The following is a 16,928-nucleotide window of genomic DNA, read 5'->3' as shown; positions in this document are numbered from 1 at the left end:
CAGGTCTATATTCCGATGCCAAAGGTTGACGCAGATCGATACATTTGCGTTCGGCCGGCGGCGGCATGGCGCTTGCGTCAGCGCCGCCCGCCATCGTAACACTCTGGCACCGGACAAAATTCGCCGTGAGAGCTCCGATGAAGGACGACAATCCGGACCACCCCGAAGCCCTCGCCCGGCATCATGCCGCCTCGATCCTGAACGGCTTCACTCTGCGGCTGGCGCTGTTCTTCATCGCCAATCTCGGCCTCGCCACGGCGCTGGTGTGGTGGCTCTCGCCGGGCGGATTTGCCGATACCGGCCTCGCCCAGAGCTGGGACGTGCTTCGCGGCGTCGGCGGCGACGATAGCTGGGGGCCGATGAAGGCGGCGCTCGATTATCTGCATGGCGCCGAGACCAAGCCGCTCTATTCGGCGGTGTTCTTCGACCAAGGCATCAAGTTCCAATACCCGCCCTCCGCTTTGTTCGGCCTCGAAGCCATGCTGGCCTTCGGCGAGGACCGGGTGCGAACATTTGACGAAATGGTGTTTCAAATCCCGCCCGTTAACGATTTTCTCGGCTGGGGGTTCATTCTCGTCACCGCGATTTCGACCTTTTTTCTGATGGAAGCCGGACTGCGCCGCCGCGCCGGCGCGCGCGCTAGCCTCGACGCCTGGACGGGCCTGCGCTTCGTCCTGGTCAGCGCCATGACGCTGACCTTCTATCCGGTCGCCAAATCCTTCACGCTCGGGCAGATCCAGCTCTGGATCAACTCGCTGTTCGCCCTCGCACTTTTGCTTTGGGTGCTCGAGCGGAAGGCGGCGAGCGGCGTGCTGATCGGCCTGATCTGCCTGATGAAGCCGCATTACGGCCTGTTCGCGGCCTGGGGCCTGCTCAACCGGGAGTGGCGCTTCACGCTCGCTTGCATCGTCGTTGGCGCAACAGGATTAATTTTTTCTGTCTGGGCCTATGGCTGGGCGAACCATTTGGACTATCTGCGCGTCTTATCGTTCATGTCCGAAAGAGGAGAATCCTATTTCGCGAATCAATCGGTCAATGGCCTCCTCAATCGCCTGGCCAGCCTGTCCGCGCCGGAGCTCTATAACAATGTCAGTTTCGATGCCTTCCGCTTCCCGCCCTACAGCGCCTGGGTCTATTGGGGGACGCTGTTGAGCAGCCTCGTCATATTGCTGACAGGGACGCTGCGTAAAATGTCACCCGAGCGTCGCGGGCTGGCCTTCTCGATCGTCGCGCTGAGCCTCACCCTCGCGGCGCCGATCGCCTGGGAGCATCATTACGGTGTGCTGCTGCCGATCTTCGCCTTCGCCGCAGGATGCCTTGTGGGCGATCCGCGCAAACTGCTTGCGCTGGCGCTGTGTTACGTATTTGTAAGCAATTATATCCCGCTCTTCAACCAGCTCGCCGAAACACCACTTAATTTCCTGCAGTCCTATATGTTCATCGGCGGCCTGCTGTTCTTGATGCTCATGCATCGATACCTATCCGAAACTCAATTTGCATATACACCCGCAACGCAACCTCAAAAATAGACACGGAGAATGAAATGAAGACTTTTCTTGCAACGACCGCTATTTGCGCTCTCCTGACCATGCCGGTCTTTGCCCAGGCCGCCAAGCCCGAGGCCGAAGAGCCGGTGACGCCGCCGACGGCCGCGGAAGTCGATTCCGCCGTGAAGGAGATCAACGCGCTGGTCGCCGATGACAAGAAGGTCGCGGGTTATTGCGCGATCCAGAAGGAGCTCGCCGCGGTTCCGGAAACCGACGAGAAGAAGGCCGAGGAAGTCGGCACCAAGATGGATACCTATCTCGCCAGCCTGGGCGAGCCCGTCACCGAGGCCTTCGGCGTCGCCGAAGTCGTCGACCCCGCTTCCGAAGACGGCAAGAAGATCGACACCGCTTTCGGCGCTCTCGAAGCGAAGTGCGGTTCGTAAGCGCGGGCTCCTACGCGTCAATTCTTTGACCTTTTAGTGGAACTATTGCTTGGGGGCGGGCTTCAATCCATGAAGCCGGCCCCTTTGCCGTGCTCGCGACTTGCGGTTCGGTTCAATGGCATAAGGCGATACAATTTAACGGAACACCCGACTTGCCGATGCGCCATCTCCATGTCAGGATCCGCCCTCACAAAAGGTCACGGCCCTCTATCAACGGCGACCGGTCCGGAAAGCGGCACGGGGGCGAGGGCTTTGGCGTGTTGGTGACATGCGGCGAAATCGGCGGCCGCGAGGGATGCGCGGCCCGCATCAACATGAGACATTTGTAGGCGAATGAAGCTTGCAGGGGGAGTGACATTGCGCATCCTGGCCGGTTGCGCAATTATTGCTGTGACGGCGCTGGTTGCTGCCGGCGTATCGGCGCTGACGTCGAATGCTGCGCCGGAAATGCTGGCCCAGCCCCGGCCGCAACCCGCCGCAAAGCCGGGCGACGCTATCCAGCCCTTGCCATTGATCCGTGCGGACGACGCCCCGCTCTCCGCTTGGGAAAAGCGCTGGTGGATCGACAAGACCGCCCGACTGTTCCGCGCCGGCCAGGGCCTCAGCCCGCAGGACGATATCGAGCGCCTGTCGAAGCTGTCGAAGCCGGAGATCGTGCGCGAGTTCATGGACGACCCGCGCTTCGGCGACACTGTGCTCGATTTCAACATGTACTTCCTCGGCTTCAAGATCGACGATCTGAAGGAGGACGGAGCCTATGCGCCCAGCGCCTATGATTTTCCCAATGCCATCAGCTCGGCCAAGGCGCTGCTCACCAATGGCGACTATCTGAAGATCTTCGACCTGGAAGGCGATTATTATCCGGCGCCGCTCAACGTGACGCCGTCCGAGGAGGATTTAGGCCCCGAGGACGCCAAGCTGACGGCGAGCCAGTTGCGCGAAAAGGCGATCGGCGAGTTCCAGGCGCGGCTGAAGGCGCTGCGCACCTTGCGGGAAGGGCCGAACCCCATGCCCGCCTACGCCTTTTGCGACAAGGTCGGCGAGGTGGTGGACCAGCAGAGCGAGATCAGCGCGAAGCTCTTCCGCGCTTTCACCGATGCCGAGATCTTCACCATCATGCGCGGCGGCATCCCGGAATTCGTCTTCACGGCGCTGGAAAAGACCGTCGACGACGAATGCGAAAAGCCCGAAGCGCAGGTCGATACGCAGCGCGTCGTCGAGACCATTAATACAGTCTCGACACAAGTGAAGAGCGCGTTCGATGCGGTGCTCGCCTTCGAGCCGACGAAATACGAGCCAAGCTCCGTCGCCGAGATGAAGCCGATCGACCGCTCGGCGTTCCCCGAGGGCAAGAAATGGGTGGCGTTCGGCCTGGAACAGGGCACGGCCCTGGCCAATTCCTCCACCAATTACAACCGCAAGCGCGCCGCCTACGTGCTGAAGCGCTTTTTCTGCGACGACCTCACCCCGGTCGGCTTCGAGGACCCCGCGGAGCATGTCAGCGGCGCCCACGGCTCGCAGACCTCCTGCTATGCCTGCCATTATAAGCTCGACCCGATGGCGGGCTTCTTCCGCAATCTCGGCGCGCTGTTCGGCGACGCGTCCTCGACGCCCGATATCGTTTTCGACGACCTCGCCAGCATGGACCGCAAGACCTATCAGGCGACCTGGAGCGCCCCGCCCGGCTCGGGCCGCGCCTGGAATGTCGGCTATGTGCGCTCGCCGCGCTGGCCGGAGCAGAACAGCTATGGCGAAAATCTCGGCGATCTCTCGAAGATCATCCACGAGGCGCCCGAGGCCAAGCGCTGCCTGATGAAGCGCCTCACCGAATATATGCTCGGCGAGAGCCAGACCGTCGATGGCGGCTATCTCGACAGCCTGACCAAGAGCTTCGAGCAGGAAGCTTCGGAGAACTCCTCGGTCGCGCTAAAGAACGCCATGTTGCGCATCGTGCAGACCGACAGCTTTCAGACCCGCAATCCCGACCCGCAGCAGTGCTACGACTACGCGCCGGGCACCCGGCCGGAGAACCGGCCGCCCTGCCGCGTCGCCTACATTCTGGAGAAAAACTGCGTCTCCTGCCATTCCGGCAAGGACTTCCTGAACACGCTCGACCTCAGCAAGTGGATCGCCTCGCCCGACGGCAAGGGCAAGACCTTCCCGCATCTGACCACCAAGAACGCCCAGATCCCGGCGTCGCAGACCCTGGAGCAGATCGCCAATCGCGTGTCCTCGAGCGACCTCAAGATCCGGATGCCGAAGAACAAGCCGATGTCGAGTCAGGAGCGCCAGGAATTGTTCCTGTGGGTGCAGAAAGAGCTGGCGAAGGTGAAGGACTAGCGCCGATGGCCCGGTTCCCGATCATCGTTGCGGCCTTGGCTTTGCTCGCCGCGCCCCCGGCCCATGCCGCCGCGGCGCAGTTCAAGGGGCTGAGCGTCATCTCCAAGGAGCTGTCCGCGCGCATCGCGCCGGAGGAAGGGCCGATCGAGCTCGACCGCTACATGCCAGCCGACGGGCTCGACGATCTCGTCGGCACCTGGGCGGCCTTCGGCACCGAGCACAAGTTCCAGAACGGCCAGCCGAACGCGGTCAACATGGTGCTGCTGAGGCTGACCTTCGCCGGCTTTGCCCAGTCCCTGGCGCAGAGCTGCAAGTCGCCGCAGCTCTTGCTCAACGACAGTTTTTTCGACACGCTGGAGGCGCTCTGCACCTGGCCGTCCGACGAAGCCAAGAACGAGCAGGTGCTGACGGCTTTCTGGCTCGGCATCATGGGTTACAACGCGCCGGAGAGCGAGTTCGCCGTCTGGCGCGATTTCGTCCTCGGCACCTATGGCGAGAAGCCGGCGCTGGAGGCCATCGAGGGCATGACGCTCGCCTTGATGCTCAATCCCTATTTCCTGCTGGAACAGTAAAAGGCCCGGCGACATGATCCATACCAGACGCGACATTCTCCGCTTCGGCCTCGCCGGCGCCGCGACGCTGGTCCTGCCCAATGCCGGCTTCATGGACCCCGCCGAAGCCGCCGCCCTCGCCGAAGATCCGCATTTCTTCGTTATGATCGTGCTCAGCGGCGGCGCCGATTCCTCCTATATGTTCGACGCCCGGCCGCTGTCGATGACGGCCGCCGGCAAGATCCAGAACTATCTCGGCAAGGACCCCGACCCCTGGGCCGGCAGCAATGGCATCGTCTCCGCCGCCACCAGCCTCATCAAGCCGCTTAGCCCCTTCAAGGACCGCTTCAGCGTGATGAACGGTGTCGTCATGACGCCGAGCTTCGACGGCCACGCCCAGAACATGAACTTCCTGTTCACCGGCGATCCCTTCGGCGGTGACAGTTTCATCCCGCATCTCAACCTCGCGGAGACCGGCCGCGAGCCGGATGCGGTCGATGCCATCATCCCGGCCGAGCGCGAGGACAATTTCACCGCGCACAACCATTCCGGCGTCATCCCGCTGGAGCCGAAAGTGCTGCGCGGCCTGCCCGAGCGGCTGCGCCAATTGCCGCCCGCCCATGCCGGCGACCCGATCACTGAATTCGTGCGCTCCCGCCTCGACGCGGTGGCGCAGGGCGATGGCCGCCTGTCCGGTGGCGCCAGCCTGATGCGCACCGCGCTCGACAATTCGCCGAATGTACACCGCAAGCTCGCCGCGCTGTCGCCGAACAACCCCAATGACAGTACGGAGAAGCAGGCCATCGCGCTGATCGCGGAATGTTTCCGCCTGTCGCTGTCGCGCGCGGCGATCTATGTGCTGCCGGAACAGTTCGACGTGCACGCGCCCGATCTGGCCAAGGGGCAGCCAAAGCTGTTCAGCGGCGCCATCGACAAGGTCGCCGCCCTGCTGCATGGCCTCGCCGAGACGCCCTATGACGCCAAGCGCTCGATGTTCGACGTCACCACGGTGATGCTGGCGACCGAATTCGGACGCACCCTGCGCGCGCCGGACATGGCGATCGATGCGACCGGCACCAATCACAATCAATATTCCAATTCGATCCTGATGGGCGGCAAGGGCATCCGCGGCGGCATGGTGATCGGCGCCTCTGACATGGCCGACCCGAACGCGCCGATCTCCAAGGCGCATTTCGCCGTCGATCCGGTGCTGGAGAAAACCGTCGGTATGCCCTTCGACTTCAAGACCATGCGTCCGCGCACCGACCTGCCCGAAGCCTTCGACGTGGACGATTACCTGACCATCGGCTCGGTGGTGAACACGCTCTACGCGCTATTCAATGTGCCCACGAGCTACCACCGCAAAATGGGCCGCGACAAACAAACCGCGCCGGTGCTGAACAAGCTGCTGACTTAGGGCAGGCACCGATACGCGGACAGCTCACGCGCCCGAACATCCAAAGCCAAGTTCCCTCTCCCCGTGGTCCCCTGTGTTGTCATTCCCGCCTTCACGGGAATGACAAAAGCGGATGCGTCGCGGCTGGCCTATCCGTCCAGAATGAACCCCTTGAGGCTGCGGCGGTTTGGGCGCTGAGAAGGATCACTACGCTCTTACCTTCGAAGCCATCCCCGCTCTAAGCGCTCGGCGCGGCAGGTAATTGCGCTGACTGATGCAGTCATCACATTTGCTTATGGCTGCGATGCAAAATCCTCGTTGGACACAATCGCGCTTAGCCCGGATCCTACCCGTTAATTCAAAAATATCCGGACGCGCGGGAGTGCCGATGCAGAAGACGGTCCATCCGATCTGGTGGCTTGTGCTGGCCGCCAGCATCATCCTCGCCATCAATATGGGCATCCGGCAGACCTTCGGCCTGTTCCTGAAGCCGGTCACGCTCGATCTCGGCGTCAGCCGCGAGGCCTTCGCCCTCGCCATCGCGTTCAGCAACCTGCTTTGGGGGCTCGGCTCTCCCTTCGCCGGCGCGCTCAGCGATAAATATGGCGCCCGCTGGGTGGTGGCCGGCGGCGCGGCGCTCTATACCGCCGGTCTGGTCATCATGGCCAATTCGGCGGGCGAGACCGGGCTCCTGATCAGCGGCGCGCTCATCGGCCTCGGCGTCGCCGGCAGCGGCTTCACCGCCGTGCTCGGCGTGGTCGGACGCGCGGCGCCGCCGGAAAGGCAATCGCTGGCGCTCAGCCTGACCAGCATGGGGAGTGCCGTCGGCCAGTTCGTCGCCCTGCCCTTTACCCATGTGCTGATCGGCGATGCCGGCTGGATCGTCACCCTCGCCGTGCTCGCCGTGACGACGGCGGTGATGGCGCCGCTCGGCTTCGCGCTCGGCAGCGGCCCGAACGGCGCGCGCGGCGCTGCGGCGACCGCGCCGCTCGGTGAGCAGGGGCTCGGCGCGGCGCTGAAGGAAGCCCTGAGCCATCCCAGCTTCCTGCTGCTGACGGCCGGTTTCTTCGTCTGCGGTTTCCAACTCGCTGGCGTCGTCGTGCATCTGCCGGCCTACCTCACCGACAAGCATTTCGACCCCAGCCTCGGCGTCATCGCCCTGACCACCATCGGCCTCACCAACATCGCCGGCACCTATGTCTGCGGCCGGGCGGGCGAGATCATGCCGAAGCGCGTCGCGCTGACGCTGATCTATCTGGGGCGCGGACTCGTCTTTCTCGCCATGCTCTATCTGCCGCTCACCGAGACCGCGGTCATCATCTACGCCGCCGTGCTCGGCTTCCTCTGGCTCGGCACCATCCCGCTGACCAGCGGGCTGATCGTCACCTTTTTCGGACCGCGCTGGCTGTCGACGCTCTACGGCATCGTCTTCGTCTCGCACCAGATCGGCGGCTTTCTCGGCGCCTGGCTCGGCGGATGGGTTTACGACCGCTACCAGTCCTATGATATGCTCTGGTGGGCTGCCATTGCGGTCAGCCTGATGGCCGCGCTCTGCAACCTGCCGATCCGCGAGCGGCCTGCGCCGCGCATGGCCGGGCTCGTCCCGGCGGAATAGGAGGGATCGATGCCCTTTAGCGCACGTATCGTCATCATCACCAGCCTGACGCTGCTTTGCGCCGCCGCGGCCTATCTGATGGTCATGCGGGGGCCGGCGCTGCTGATCGACCTTTCGGCGACCGCCTCGCGGCTGATGTGCCTGTAAGCCGGACGCACCGGCTCGGCCGGCGGAGCGGCGAGTCGGTCCCGGCTCTGTCGGCGCTTTGGCGGCCTCAAAGATTCTGCTGCGTCAGCTCCCGCAATACCGCCATGCCCTCGATGCGGAAGCGCTTGCCGGCCGCGTCGGTCTTGATGATCTGAATATCGCGTGGATAGTTGCGCTCGCGCACGACGCGTTTCAGCAGCCAGCCGGGCACGCCCGCGCCGGGCGGGAAGCCCGTCTTGGGATCGAATTTGGCAAAGCCTACAAGCTCGTAGATGCCGGGCGCGATGTAAGGCGGCGTGCCGCCATTGTTCAGCGTCTCGGCGAAAATCTTGCTCTGCGCCGCGCCGATGCTGGCCTCGTAGATCTCGCGCAGCAGGAAAGCCGTGATCGAGGCCTTGCCCATCGTCGTGCCCTTGCCGCCGAGATCCTTCTCATTGGCCTGGATCAGCTCCTGGGCGGCGTTGCGGAAGCCCTCGCTTGAGCCGAAATTGCCGTATATCGGGTAGGGGCTCGGCGTGATGACGCCGAAGGAATCCGGCGAGGGCGGCGGCGGCAGAAAGGACTGGATCCATTCGCGCCGCTCGGCCACCTTGCCTTTGCGCCCGCCGTGCTCCAGGCCGCCGCTGAGCAGATTGTTGAGGTCGCGCTCCGCCAGCGTCAGATAGGTGGCGATCCGCCCCTTATCGCGGTCGAGAAACCATTGCAGGATGGCGTAGGCGACCAGCAGCACAAGCAGGATCAGCGCGACGGCGTTCGCGAGGGTATTTTCATACTCGACCATGACCGGTACCCGTGACTTTGAGCGTTCACAATCGGTTGCCAGCCGCCTGCGGGACAGGGGCCTCGATCATGTTACTCTGTCAACGCGGGGCGTCGATGGGAAAATCTTTCCTAATCAATGGTAAATAGCCGTGCCGGTTCGCGTCGTGTGTGAACGCGAGGGATGGATCGATCCCATCCCCTGGTCTAGCGCGGGATCAACGCCCAATAATCGAGATCGAGGATAACGCCATCTTCGGGCGTATTCTCGTCGGCCATCAATGGGAAACCCGCGGCCGAGCGGTTTTTCAGGCCGATGGTGCGGATGCGCAGCGCGCCGAGATCGTCGCGGCCCGGCAGCTCGGCCTTCTCCAGAACCTCGCTCCAGGCATAGACCGTATCGCCGGCGAAGGTCGGGGCAACATGGCGGCCGCCATTGATCGCCGCGATGTGGAAGGCGTTGGCGAGACCGTTGAAGCTGAGCGCGCGCGCCAGCGAGATGATCTGGCCGCCATAGATCAGCCGCCGCCCGAAGCGGCCCGCGCCTTCGACATGCTGGTTGAAATGGATGCGGGCGGTGTTCTGGTAGAGCCGGGTCGCCATCTGGTGCTCGGCTTCCTCAATGGTGATGCCGTCGATGTGGTCGATGCGCTCGCCGACCTCGTAATCGCCCCAGCGCGCCGGGCTTCCGGCAAGATCGTAATCATAGGCCGCTGCCGTGATCGGCGGGACCGCGCCGCCGAGCGCCGAGGCTTCGACCTTCGCCGGCAGCTCAGGCACGTGCGACTCTGTCACGGTGGCGGCTTCGTCGCGCTTGCGCACCATCACCCAGCGCGCATAATCGAGCACGGTGCCGCCATGCTGGTTACGCCCCGTCGAGCGGACATAGACGACGCCGGTCTTGCGGTTGGAGTTCTCGCGCAGGCCGATGACGGTCGAGGTCGCGCTGAGCGTGTCGCCGGGGAAGACCGGCTTCAGAAAGCGGCAATCCGCGTAGCCCAGATTGGCCACCGCGTTCAGCGACACGTCCGGCACGGTCTTGCCGAAGACGACGTGAAAGACCAGGAAATCGTCGAGCGGCGCCTGCGGATAGCCGATGGCCTGGGCGAAAGCGTCCGACGACTGCACCGCGAAGCGCCCGCCATAGAGCGCGGTATAGACCGAGGCGTCGCCGACGGTCAGCGTGCGCGGCGTGGCGTGCTTGATCACCTGCCCGAGGCTGAAATCCTCGAAGAAATGTCCCCGGCTGGTTTTCGCGCTCATGGTCCCCTCGCATGTCTCCGGCGCCGGCCGCGCCAAGCCTTAGCAACCTATCTGAATCCAAACGCGCGGGCAGCGCAAGTGGCTCCGCGGCGGGTGGCGCGACGGGTGCGCTTCGTATATGCGTTTGCCGGGGGAGGCGGCTGCATGTCGATCAGGGCAATTGCGCGGGTGGGCTTGGTGCTGGGGGCGATCATCGTCGGCGGCTGGCTGGCGGTCGATTACGTTTACCCGTTGATCGAGCCGGCGGCCTTCACGCATGAGATCCGCGGCGTCGATGTCTCGGCGCATCAGGGCGTGATCGACTGGGACCGGCTCAAGGGCGCCGGGGTGCAGTTCGCCTATATCAAGGCCAGCGAGGGCGAGAATTTCAACGACCCGCGCTTTTCCCGCAATTGGTACGCGGCGGAGCAGGCGGGCATCCTGCGCGGCGCCTATCATTTCTTCACGCTCTGCCGTCCGGGCAAGGTGCAGGCCGCCAATTTCATCCGCGTCGTGCCGCCGGACCCGAACGCGCTGCCGCCGGTGATCGACGCCGAGCATATGGGCCCATGCAAGCAGAGCACCGCCGTTGCGGACGTGGCGGCCGAGATCGCCATCATGCTCGACGCGCTGGAAGCGCAGTACAAGATGCGGCCGATCCTCTACACCACCCGCGAATTCCACGACGCCTATCTCGCCGGGAAATTCCCCAAGGAGCGGTTCTGGATCCGCAGTCTCGTCCGGCAGCCGCGCTTCCGCGAGCAGCAATGGGTTTTTTGGCAATATCACAATCGCGGCTCGCGCTCTGGCGTCAGCGGGCCGGTCGATCTGAATGCCTTCCGGGGGACGCGGGCGGAGCTGGAAGCGCTGCGGACGCGGTGACTTCAAACCAAGCCGAACCGTTCCCGCAGGCTGAAGCGCACCGACAGGATCAGCGCCACTGAAACGAGGCCGCTGGCCAGCCCCAGCCAGACACCGACCCCGCGCAGCTCGAAGCTGAAGGCGAGCAGATAGGCGACCGGCAGGCCGATGCCCCAATAGCCGGCAATGGCGATTACCATCGGCATGGCCGTATCGCTGAGCCCGCGCAGCACGGCGCCGGAGACAACTTGCGCGCCGTCGGCCAGTTGGAAGATCGCGGCGACGCCGAGATAGGAAACGGCGAGGGCCAGGGGAACCTGATTCTGCGGGTCGGCAGGGTCCAGAAACAGGCCGAGCAGCGGTTCCGGCGCGAACCAGAACAGCGTGCCGGTCAGGGCCATAAAGCCGGTGCCCATCATCAGCGAGACCCAGCCGGCCTTGCGCACGCCCTCGGCGCTGCGCCGCCCATGCGCAAGGCCCACCCGCACCGTCGCGGCGTGGCTTAGGCCCATCGGCACCATGAAGGCGATGGCGGCCAGTTGCAGCGCGACGGCATGGGCGGCCAGCTCATCCGTGCCGAGCCAGCCCATGAACAGGGCCGCGACCGCGAACAGGCCGACCTCCGCCATCATCATCAAGCCGATCGGCGTGCCGAGGCGCAGGATGGTCCAGAAGCGCGACCAGTCGGGGCGCCAGAAGCGGACAAAGAGCGTATAGGCGCGATAGGCGGGCCGGGTCAGCGAATAGGCCAGGAGCAGGAGGAACATCAGCAGATTGGCGAGCGCCGTGCTGATGCCCGACCCCATCAGTTCCAGCCGGGGAAAGCCCCAATGGCCCAGCATCAGCGCATAGTTCAGGGCGGCATTCGCGACGACGCCGACCAGTGTGATGACGAGGAAGGCCGAGGTGTCGTCATGGGTTGCGAGCAGCGCGCGCAGCACGATGAAGCCGAGGGCCGGAGGGAACAGCCACACCGCGGCCCGCGCATAGCTTTCGGCGAGCGATGAGAGTTCGGGGGATTGGCCGAGCAGGCCGAAAATCGGTCGCGCATTCCAGATCACCGGCAGCATCGCGAGGCTGACCGCCAGCGCCACCCAAAAACCCTGCCGCACCGAGCGGCGCAGGCTGGCGGCATCGCCCGCGCCCTTGGCCTGCGCGATCATCGGCGCGACGGCGGAGAGAACGCCGATGCCGAACAGCAGGAACGGGTGCATGAAGGAAACGGTCAGCATCCCCGCCGCGAGGAACTTTGGACCGAGCCAGCCCATCATGACGATGTCGGTGGTGAACAGCGCCATCTGTGCGAGCTGTGCGATGATGAGCGGCAAGGCGAGGGTGAGCGTGGCACGCAGTTCCGCGCCCCAACTCAACTCGAGCGGAGACCGAAGCGTGCCGATATCCGGCGCCTGCGTGCCCGTTGCCATGATCGATCTCTGTCGCCGGGGTACGTTCCGCTTTCGCCATAGGGGCGGGGAACGCTCTGCCCGCTATCTGGGCAGCAAAGGCTGAAAACGAAGCATCCATCGCCGGGCGGCAAGCCCTTGCAGCGCCGATCGCAGCCGAAACGAAAAGCGGGCGTCAGCCGGAGCTGCGCCCGCGAAGTCGAAGACAGAAAGCAAGTCGTCGATCAGTAAGCCGTTGCCGTGGCCCCGACGCCGTCGCGATTATAGAGGTCGCGGCGGAAATGGGCCTGACCGTCGGGCGTCGCCCAGGAGGTCACATAGGCGAAATAGAGTTTGATCTTGCTCTTCACCGCCACGTTCAGCACTTCGCCGGTCTGCTTCATCGCGGCGACGCGCTTCAGGTCCCAGCCGTTCTCCTCCAGGATCCACGCTGCGAGCGCCGGGATGTTCTGGATGCGGACGCAGCCGGAGCTTTCGGCGCGGAAATTGCGCGCGAAAATGCTCTTGGACGGCGTGTCGTGCATATAGACCGAATAGGGGTTGAAGAAGTTGATCTTCAGGAAGCCCAGCGGATTCTCCTCGCCCGGCTTTTGCGCGTAGAACAGGTTATTGGCGCTCGGGCTCGACCAATTCACCGTCTTGGGGTCGAGCGTGCGGCCCTTCTGATAAGCGGCGTAATCCTGGTAGACGTCGACGCCGTAGCGCGAGAACACTTCATAGCCATTGGGGCCGCTGCGCGCCTTTGGGACCAGATCCTCCTTGATCACGGTCGGCGGCAGGATCCATTCCTTGTTGAAGTTGATCTCGTGGATGCTGGATTGCAGGATCGGCGTCGGCCGGTCGACCTTGCCGACGACGCCGGCGTGACGCGAGACCACCTGATCGTCCTGGACCGCCTCGATCTGCGCCGCCGGGATGTTGACGACGATATAGCGGCCCTTGGACGGCGCGGCGAGGCCCTGGATGCGGACCAGATTAGTCTGCAACTGGCGCAGGCGCGCGCTGGCGGGGACATTCATGGCGGCGATGGTCGGCTTGTCCACGATACCGCTCGGGGCGAGGCCGTTGCGCTGCTGCGCGGCCTTGACCGCCTTCTCCACGTAGCTGTCGAAAATCTGCGGGTAGCCGCTATCGGATTTCAGGTCGCCCTCGGCGCGCAGGCGCTGGCGCAGCGCGACGACGGCCGGGTCGGTCTTGCCGAGGCGCAGTTCCACGTCCGGGAGGCGGTCCCAGCCGCCATTGGCGACGATGTCGGCATAGCGTTTGATCGCCGCCTTCATGTGCCCGATATTGGCCTGCGAAAGCGTCGGGAAACCGCGTGCCGGCTGCGTTTCCCAGGTTTGGGCGAACGAGCGGTCGAAACCTGGATCCCAATTGCTGCCGTCGTCGAATTTCATCCAGTCGTCAGCCGACGCCATCTGCTGCGCCTGCGCCGGCACGGCAATCGCCACCCCGGTCAAGGAGATCGCAGCCGCCATCATGGCTGCACGGACAGAATGGCCCCCGAATCCACGCTTTACTTTCACCTGTCGCACTCCCGTCAGCTTTCCGCTTTGCCGAACTTCTATGCCCCGCATGGCCGGAAAATATTCGCCCCAAAAATCCGGGCAAAATGTGACATCGCCACAGTTTCGCCCTCGATTCGCATGCGATAAGTCGGTGCTATTCCGAGTTGGATGAGCCGACAACTCACATTGCGTTGAGTTCGATTTAAATTTCCGTCATCCGCCGGGTGCCGCATGCACCGGCGAGGCGCCCCCCCGAGGAGATACCATGTTTCCCGGCATGTGGTTAACAAAGTGTGGGAAAAATCGGGATAAAGCAAGCGTTGCAGGGGCTCGGACAACTTACGCTGGCCGGCGTTGAATTCATGCAACGATCAGTGCGGGAAATAGGCAGTGGGGAGGCCGCCAGGTGGTTGCGGCTGCTCCCCTCGCCGATGGACAGACGTACTTACAGACGGTAGCGGATCTGGTCGCCCCAGAAGCGCTCTAGGCGCGACAGGCTCTGGTTGAGGGCCTTCAGATCGGCGACCGAAAGGCCGGCGACTTTCTCGATCATGGTGAGCTGGCGCTCGAACAAGCCGTCCACGACATTGTAGACGTCCTTGCCCTTGGGCGTCAGGCGGACCCGCACCGAGCGCCGGTCGGTTTTCGAGCGCTGGTGATGGATGTAGCCGTTATCGACCAGCTTCTTCAGGTTGTAGGAAACGTTCGAGCCGAGATAGTAGCCGCGCGTGCGGATCTCGCCCGCGGTCAACTCGAAATCGCCGATATTGTACAGGAGAAGCGCCTGGACGCCGTTGACATCCGTGCGGCCGACGCGCTCGAACTCGTTCTTGACCACGTCCAGCAGCAGCCGGTGAAGCCGCTCCAGGATTTTCAGGGTCACCAGATATTGGGTCATCAGCGGGCGGTCATCCGGCCCCGCTTCGTCCCTTGTGTAATCCAAGACTACGCTCATTACGCGCCTCTCAAAGGTTGATCCCGCCGAATGGACACTACCCTAGCGCGCAATTTGCTAAATTGAACTTAATTATACAAGCTAAAATTGCGTGTCGGCCGCCGAAACACCCTATGAAGTTGCAGATTTTTGCTCGCGGAGGAAATTGACGATGCCCGAAAAGTCGGTCGCGCCGCCGCCGCCCTCGGCGAACTGGCGATAGATCTCGGCCGCCTCCGCCCCGAGCGGCGTCGCGGCGCCCCCTGCCCTGGCCGCATCCTGGGCGAGGCAGAGATCCTTCAGCATCATCGCGGCGGTGAAGCCGGGGGCGTAATCGCGGTTGGCGGGCGAGCTCGGCACCGGCCCCGGCACCGGGCAATAGGTGGTCAGCGACCAGCATTGGCCGGAGGCCCTGGAGGAGATGTCGAACAATTTCTGCTTGTCGAGCCCGAGCGTCTCCGCCAGCACGAAAGCCTCGCTGACGGCGATCATCGAGATGCCGAGGATCATGTTGTTGCAGATCTTGGCCGCCTGACCGTTACCGGAGCCGCCTGCATGGACGACCGCCTTGCCCATCGCCGATAACACCGGCTCAGCCTTGGCGAAGGCATCCGCGCCGCCGCCGACCATAAAGGTGAGCGTTCCCGCCTCCGCACCGCCGACGCCGCCTGACACCGGAGCGTCGACCATCAGCATGCCGGCCTTCTCAGCCTCGGCCGCGACCTCTCGCGCGCTCGCGACGTCGAGGGTCGAGCAATCCATGAACAGCGTGCCGGGCGCGGCGGCGGCAAGCACGCCGTCCGGCCCGAGATAGACGGCGCGCATCTCGGCCGCCGCCGGCAGCATGGTCACCACCGCCTCGACGCCCGAGGCCGCGTCGGCGACATTCGCCGCCGCCTGCGCTCCAAGACCTGTCAGCCGCGCGACGCCCTCCGGCATCAGGTCGAACACCTTGAGCGCGTGTCCGGCCTTCACGAGATGGGCCGCCATCGGCGCGCCCATCCTGCCAAGTCCGATAAATCCGATCGCGGCCATGCTTCGTTTCCTCTCCCTTGCGCTTTGCGCGCGCTTTGTCTCTATAACGCCGGTCAGTCGACCAGGGTCCAATGATCCTTCAACTTGAGCTCGTCCGCACCGAGCGGGGCAAAACAGGCGTCCACCATCGCGTCGGTGACGTCGGCGAGCGTTGCGGGCTGCCATTTCGGCGAACGGTCGCGGTCGATCAGCGCGGCGCGCACGCCCTCGCGCAGATCGCGCCCCCTCAGCATGTGCCAGGTGAGCCGGAATTCCGCCGTCAGCTCCTCCCGAAGCGACGGCATCGCCCGGCCCTCGCGGAGCTGGCGGAAGGCGACTTTGACGCTCAGCGGCGCGCGCTGGCGGATGATGGCGGCGGTCTCGCGCGCCCAGTCGGCATCGGCGCCGCTCTCGGCATCGAGACGGGACAGGATCGCCTCGACGCTGTCGGCGGCGAAAATCCGATCGATCGCGGGACGGTGCCGCGCCAGCTCGCCTTCGCCCGGATCGCGGTGCAGCGCGCCCAGCACCGCATCGATCGGGTCGCCTTCGATCATGGCGCGGCGGATGGCGTCGAAATGCGCCGCGTCGATGCAATGGGTGGCATAGCCGAGCTGGAAGGCGTCGGCCCGCCCGATGCTGGCGCCTGTCAGCCCGAGATACATGCCGGTCTCGCCGGGAAAGCGCGGCAGGAAATAGCCGGCGCCGATATCGGGGAAGAAGCCGATATTGGTCTCCGGCATGGCGAAGACCAACTTCTCGCCGGCGACGCGGTGCGTGCCGTAGATCGAGATGCCGACGCCACCGCCCATGACGATGCCGTCCACCAGCGCGACATTGGGCTTGGTGAAGCATTCCAGCGTCCAATTATGCTGGTATTCGTCGCGGAAGAATTGCGCCACGGCGTCGAAATCGGTGTCGACGACGTCGTTGGTCGCCCGGATGTCGCCGCCGCCGCAAAAGGCGCGACCCGGAACCGCGTCGAGTATCACGCCGTAAATGCGCGCGGTGCCCGCCCATTTCAGGCGCTGTGCTTCCAGCGTCCGGATCATGGCATGGGTGAGGGCATTCAGCGCCTTGGGCCGGTTGAGCGTCAGAAATCCGGCGCGGCCCTCCTCGCGAATGATGATGTCGGCGGTGGGGCTGGACGGCTCGGTCATCTTAACTCCTGAATGGGCGGGAAAAATCCTGTGCCGATCGTCGCCCGATCGGACAGGCGGGGAATTAA

Annotated in this window: 15 protein-coding genes; 8 read left to right on the top strand and 7 right to left on the bottom strand. The window is 64.2% G+C overall.

Annotated elements, in window-relative coordinates:
- Positions 1 to 137 precede the first annotated feature (137 nt).
- The 7 genes from BLEFHOIH_RS24600 (at position 138) to BLEFHOIH_RS26955 (ending at position 7,979) form a co-directional block, all read left to right on the top strand.
- Positions 138 to 1,529 (top strand): glycosyltransferase family 87 protein, encoded by a 1,392-nt coding sequence (locus tag BLEFHOIH_RS24600; RefSeq protein ID WP_170937366.1) that lies wholly within the window; start codon positions 138 to 140, stop codon positions 1,527 to 1,529.
- A gap of 14 nt (positions 1,530 to 1,543) precedes the next feature.
- A complete protein-coding gene (locus BLEFHOIH_RS24595) occupies positions 1,544 to 1,930 on the top strand; it encodes a hypothetical protein (protein ID WP_125461883.1) in 387 nt (128 codons plus the stop codon).
- 390 nt (positions 1,931 to 2,320) lie between these two features.
- The gene (locus BLEFHOIH_RS24590) at positions 2,321 to 4,270 is read left to right on the top strand and encodes a hypothetical protein (protein WP_088348690.1); all 1,950 of its coding nucleotides are present in this window, start codon (positions 2,321 to 2,323) and stop codon (positions 4,268 to 4,270) included.
- 5 nt (positions 4,271 to 4,275) lie between these two features.
- The gene (locus BLEFHOIH_RS24585) at positions 4,276 to 4,842 is read left to right on the top strand and encodes a hypothetical protein (RefSeq protein WP_088348689.1); all 567 of its coding nucleotides are present in this window, start codon (positions 4,276 to 4,278) and stop codon (positions 4,840 to 4,842) included.
- A 13-nt stretch (positions 4,843 to 4,855) separates the two neighbouring features.
- On the top strand, positions 4,856 to 6,238 hold the full coding sequence (locus BLEFHOIH_RS24580) for a DUF1501 domain-containing protein (RefSeq protein ID WP_088348688.1): 1,383 nt from the start codon (positions 4,856 to 4,858) through the stop codon (positions 6,236 to 6,238).
- A 367-nt stretch (positions 6,239 to 6,605) separates the two neighbouring features.
- Positions 6,606 to 7,832: an MFS transporter gene (locus BLEFHOIH_RS24575; RefSeq protein WP_088348687.1), complete on the top strand. Its 1,227-nt coding sequence runs from the start codon at positions 6,606 to 6,608 to the stop codon at positions 7,830 to 7,832.
- A 9-nt stretch (positions 7,833 to 7,841) separates the two neighbouring features.
- Complete coding sequence (locus BLEFHOIH_RS26955; protein WP_170937365.1) at positions 7,842 to 7,979, top strand: hypothetical protein; 138 nt, start codon at positions 7,842 to 7,844, stop codon at positions 7,977 to 7,979.
- Positions 7,980 to 8,046: 67 nt separating this feature from the next.
- Here BLEFHOIH_RS26955 and BLEFHOIH_RS24570 read toward each other — a convergent pair whose 3' ends face one another.
- Positions 8,047 to 8,760, bottom strand: a complete 714-nt coding sequence (locus tag BLEFHOIH_RS24570; protein ID WP_088348686.1) for a hypothetical protein — start codon at positions 8,758 to 8,760, stop codon at positions 8,047 to 8,049.
- A gap of 185 nt (positions 8,761 to 8,945) precedes the next feature.
- On the bottom strand, positions 8,946 to 10,001 hold the full coding sequence (locus tag BLEFHOIH_RS24565) for a MaoC family dehydratase (protein WP_088348685.1): 1,056 nt from the start codon (positions 9,999 to 10,001) through the stop codon (positions 8,946 to 8,948).
- A 144-nt stretch (positions 10,002 to 10,145) separates the two neighbouring features.
- On the opposite strand from BLEFHOIH_RS24565, the gene BLEFHOIH_RS24560 reads away from it, so the two are divergent.
- Entirely contained in the window at positions 10,146 to 10,862 is a 717-nt protein-coding gene (locus BLEFHOIH_RS24560; protein ID WP_170937364.1) for a GH25 family lysozyme, read from the top strand.
- 2 nt (positions 10,863 to 10,864) lie between these two features.
- Here the strand turns inward: BLEFHOIH_RS24560 and BLEFHOIH_RS24555 are convergent, their stop codons facing one another.
- The 5 genes from BLEFHOIH_RS24555 to BLEFHOIH_RS24535 all read right to left on the bottom strand — a co-directional run bounded on the left by BLEFHOIH_RS24555 (position 10,865) and on the right by BLEFHOIH_RS24535 (position 16,860).
- Positions 10,865 to 12,265 (bottom strand): MATE family efflux transporter, encoded by a 1,401-nt coding sequence (locus BLEFHOIH_RS24555; protein WP_088348683.1) that lies wholly within the window; start codon positions 12,263 to 12,265, stop codon positions 10,865 to 10,867.
- Between the two features lie 203 nt (positions 12,266 to 12,468).
- The gene (locus BLEFHOIH_RS24550; protein WP_170937363.1) at positions 12,469 to 13,722 is read right to left on the bottom strand and encodes a L,D-transpeptidase family protein; all 1,254 of its coding nucleotides are present in this window, start codon (positions 13,720 to 13,722) and stop codon (positions 12,469 to 12,471) included.
- Between the two features lie 475 nt (positions 13,723 to 14,197).
- Positions 14,198 to 14,650, bottom strand: coding sequence for a winged helix DNA-binding protein (locus BLEFHOIH_RS24545; RefSeq protein WP_245297183.1), 453 nt, complete (start codon positions 14,648 to 14,650; stop codon positions 14,198 to 14,200).
- Positions 14,651 to 14,818: 168 nt separating this feature from the next.
- Entirely contained in the window at positions 14,819 to 15,721 is a 903-nt protein-coding gene (gene mmsB / locus BLEFHOIH_RS24540) for a 3-hydroxyisobutyrate dehydrogenase (protein ID WP_088348680.1), read from the bottom strand.
- 53 nt (positions 15,722 to 15,774) lie between these two features.
- A complete protein-coding gene (locus BLEFHOIH_RS24535) occupies positions 15,775 to 16,860 on the bottom strand; it encodes an enoyl-CoA hydratase/isomerase family protein (protein WP_088348679.1) in 1,086 nt (361 codons plus the stop codon).
- Positions 16,861 to 16,928 lie beyond the last annotated feature (68 nt).

This window comes from Rhodomicrobium sp. R_RK_3 (assembly GCF_002198715.1).
Lineage (GTDB): Bacteria > Pseudomonadota > Alphaproteobacteria > Rhizobiales > Rhodomicrobiaceae > R-RK-3.
The sequence above is the reverse complement of the archived record's forward strand: the minus strand, read 5'-3'. Positions and strand labels throughout refer to the sequence as shown.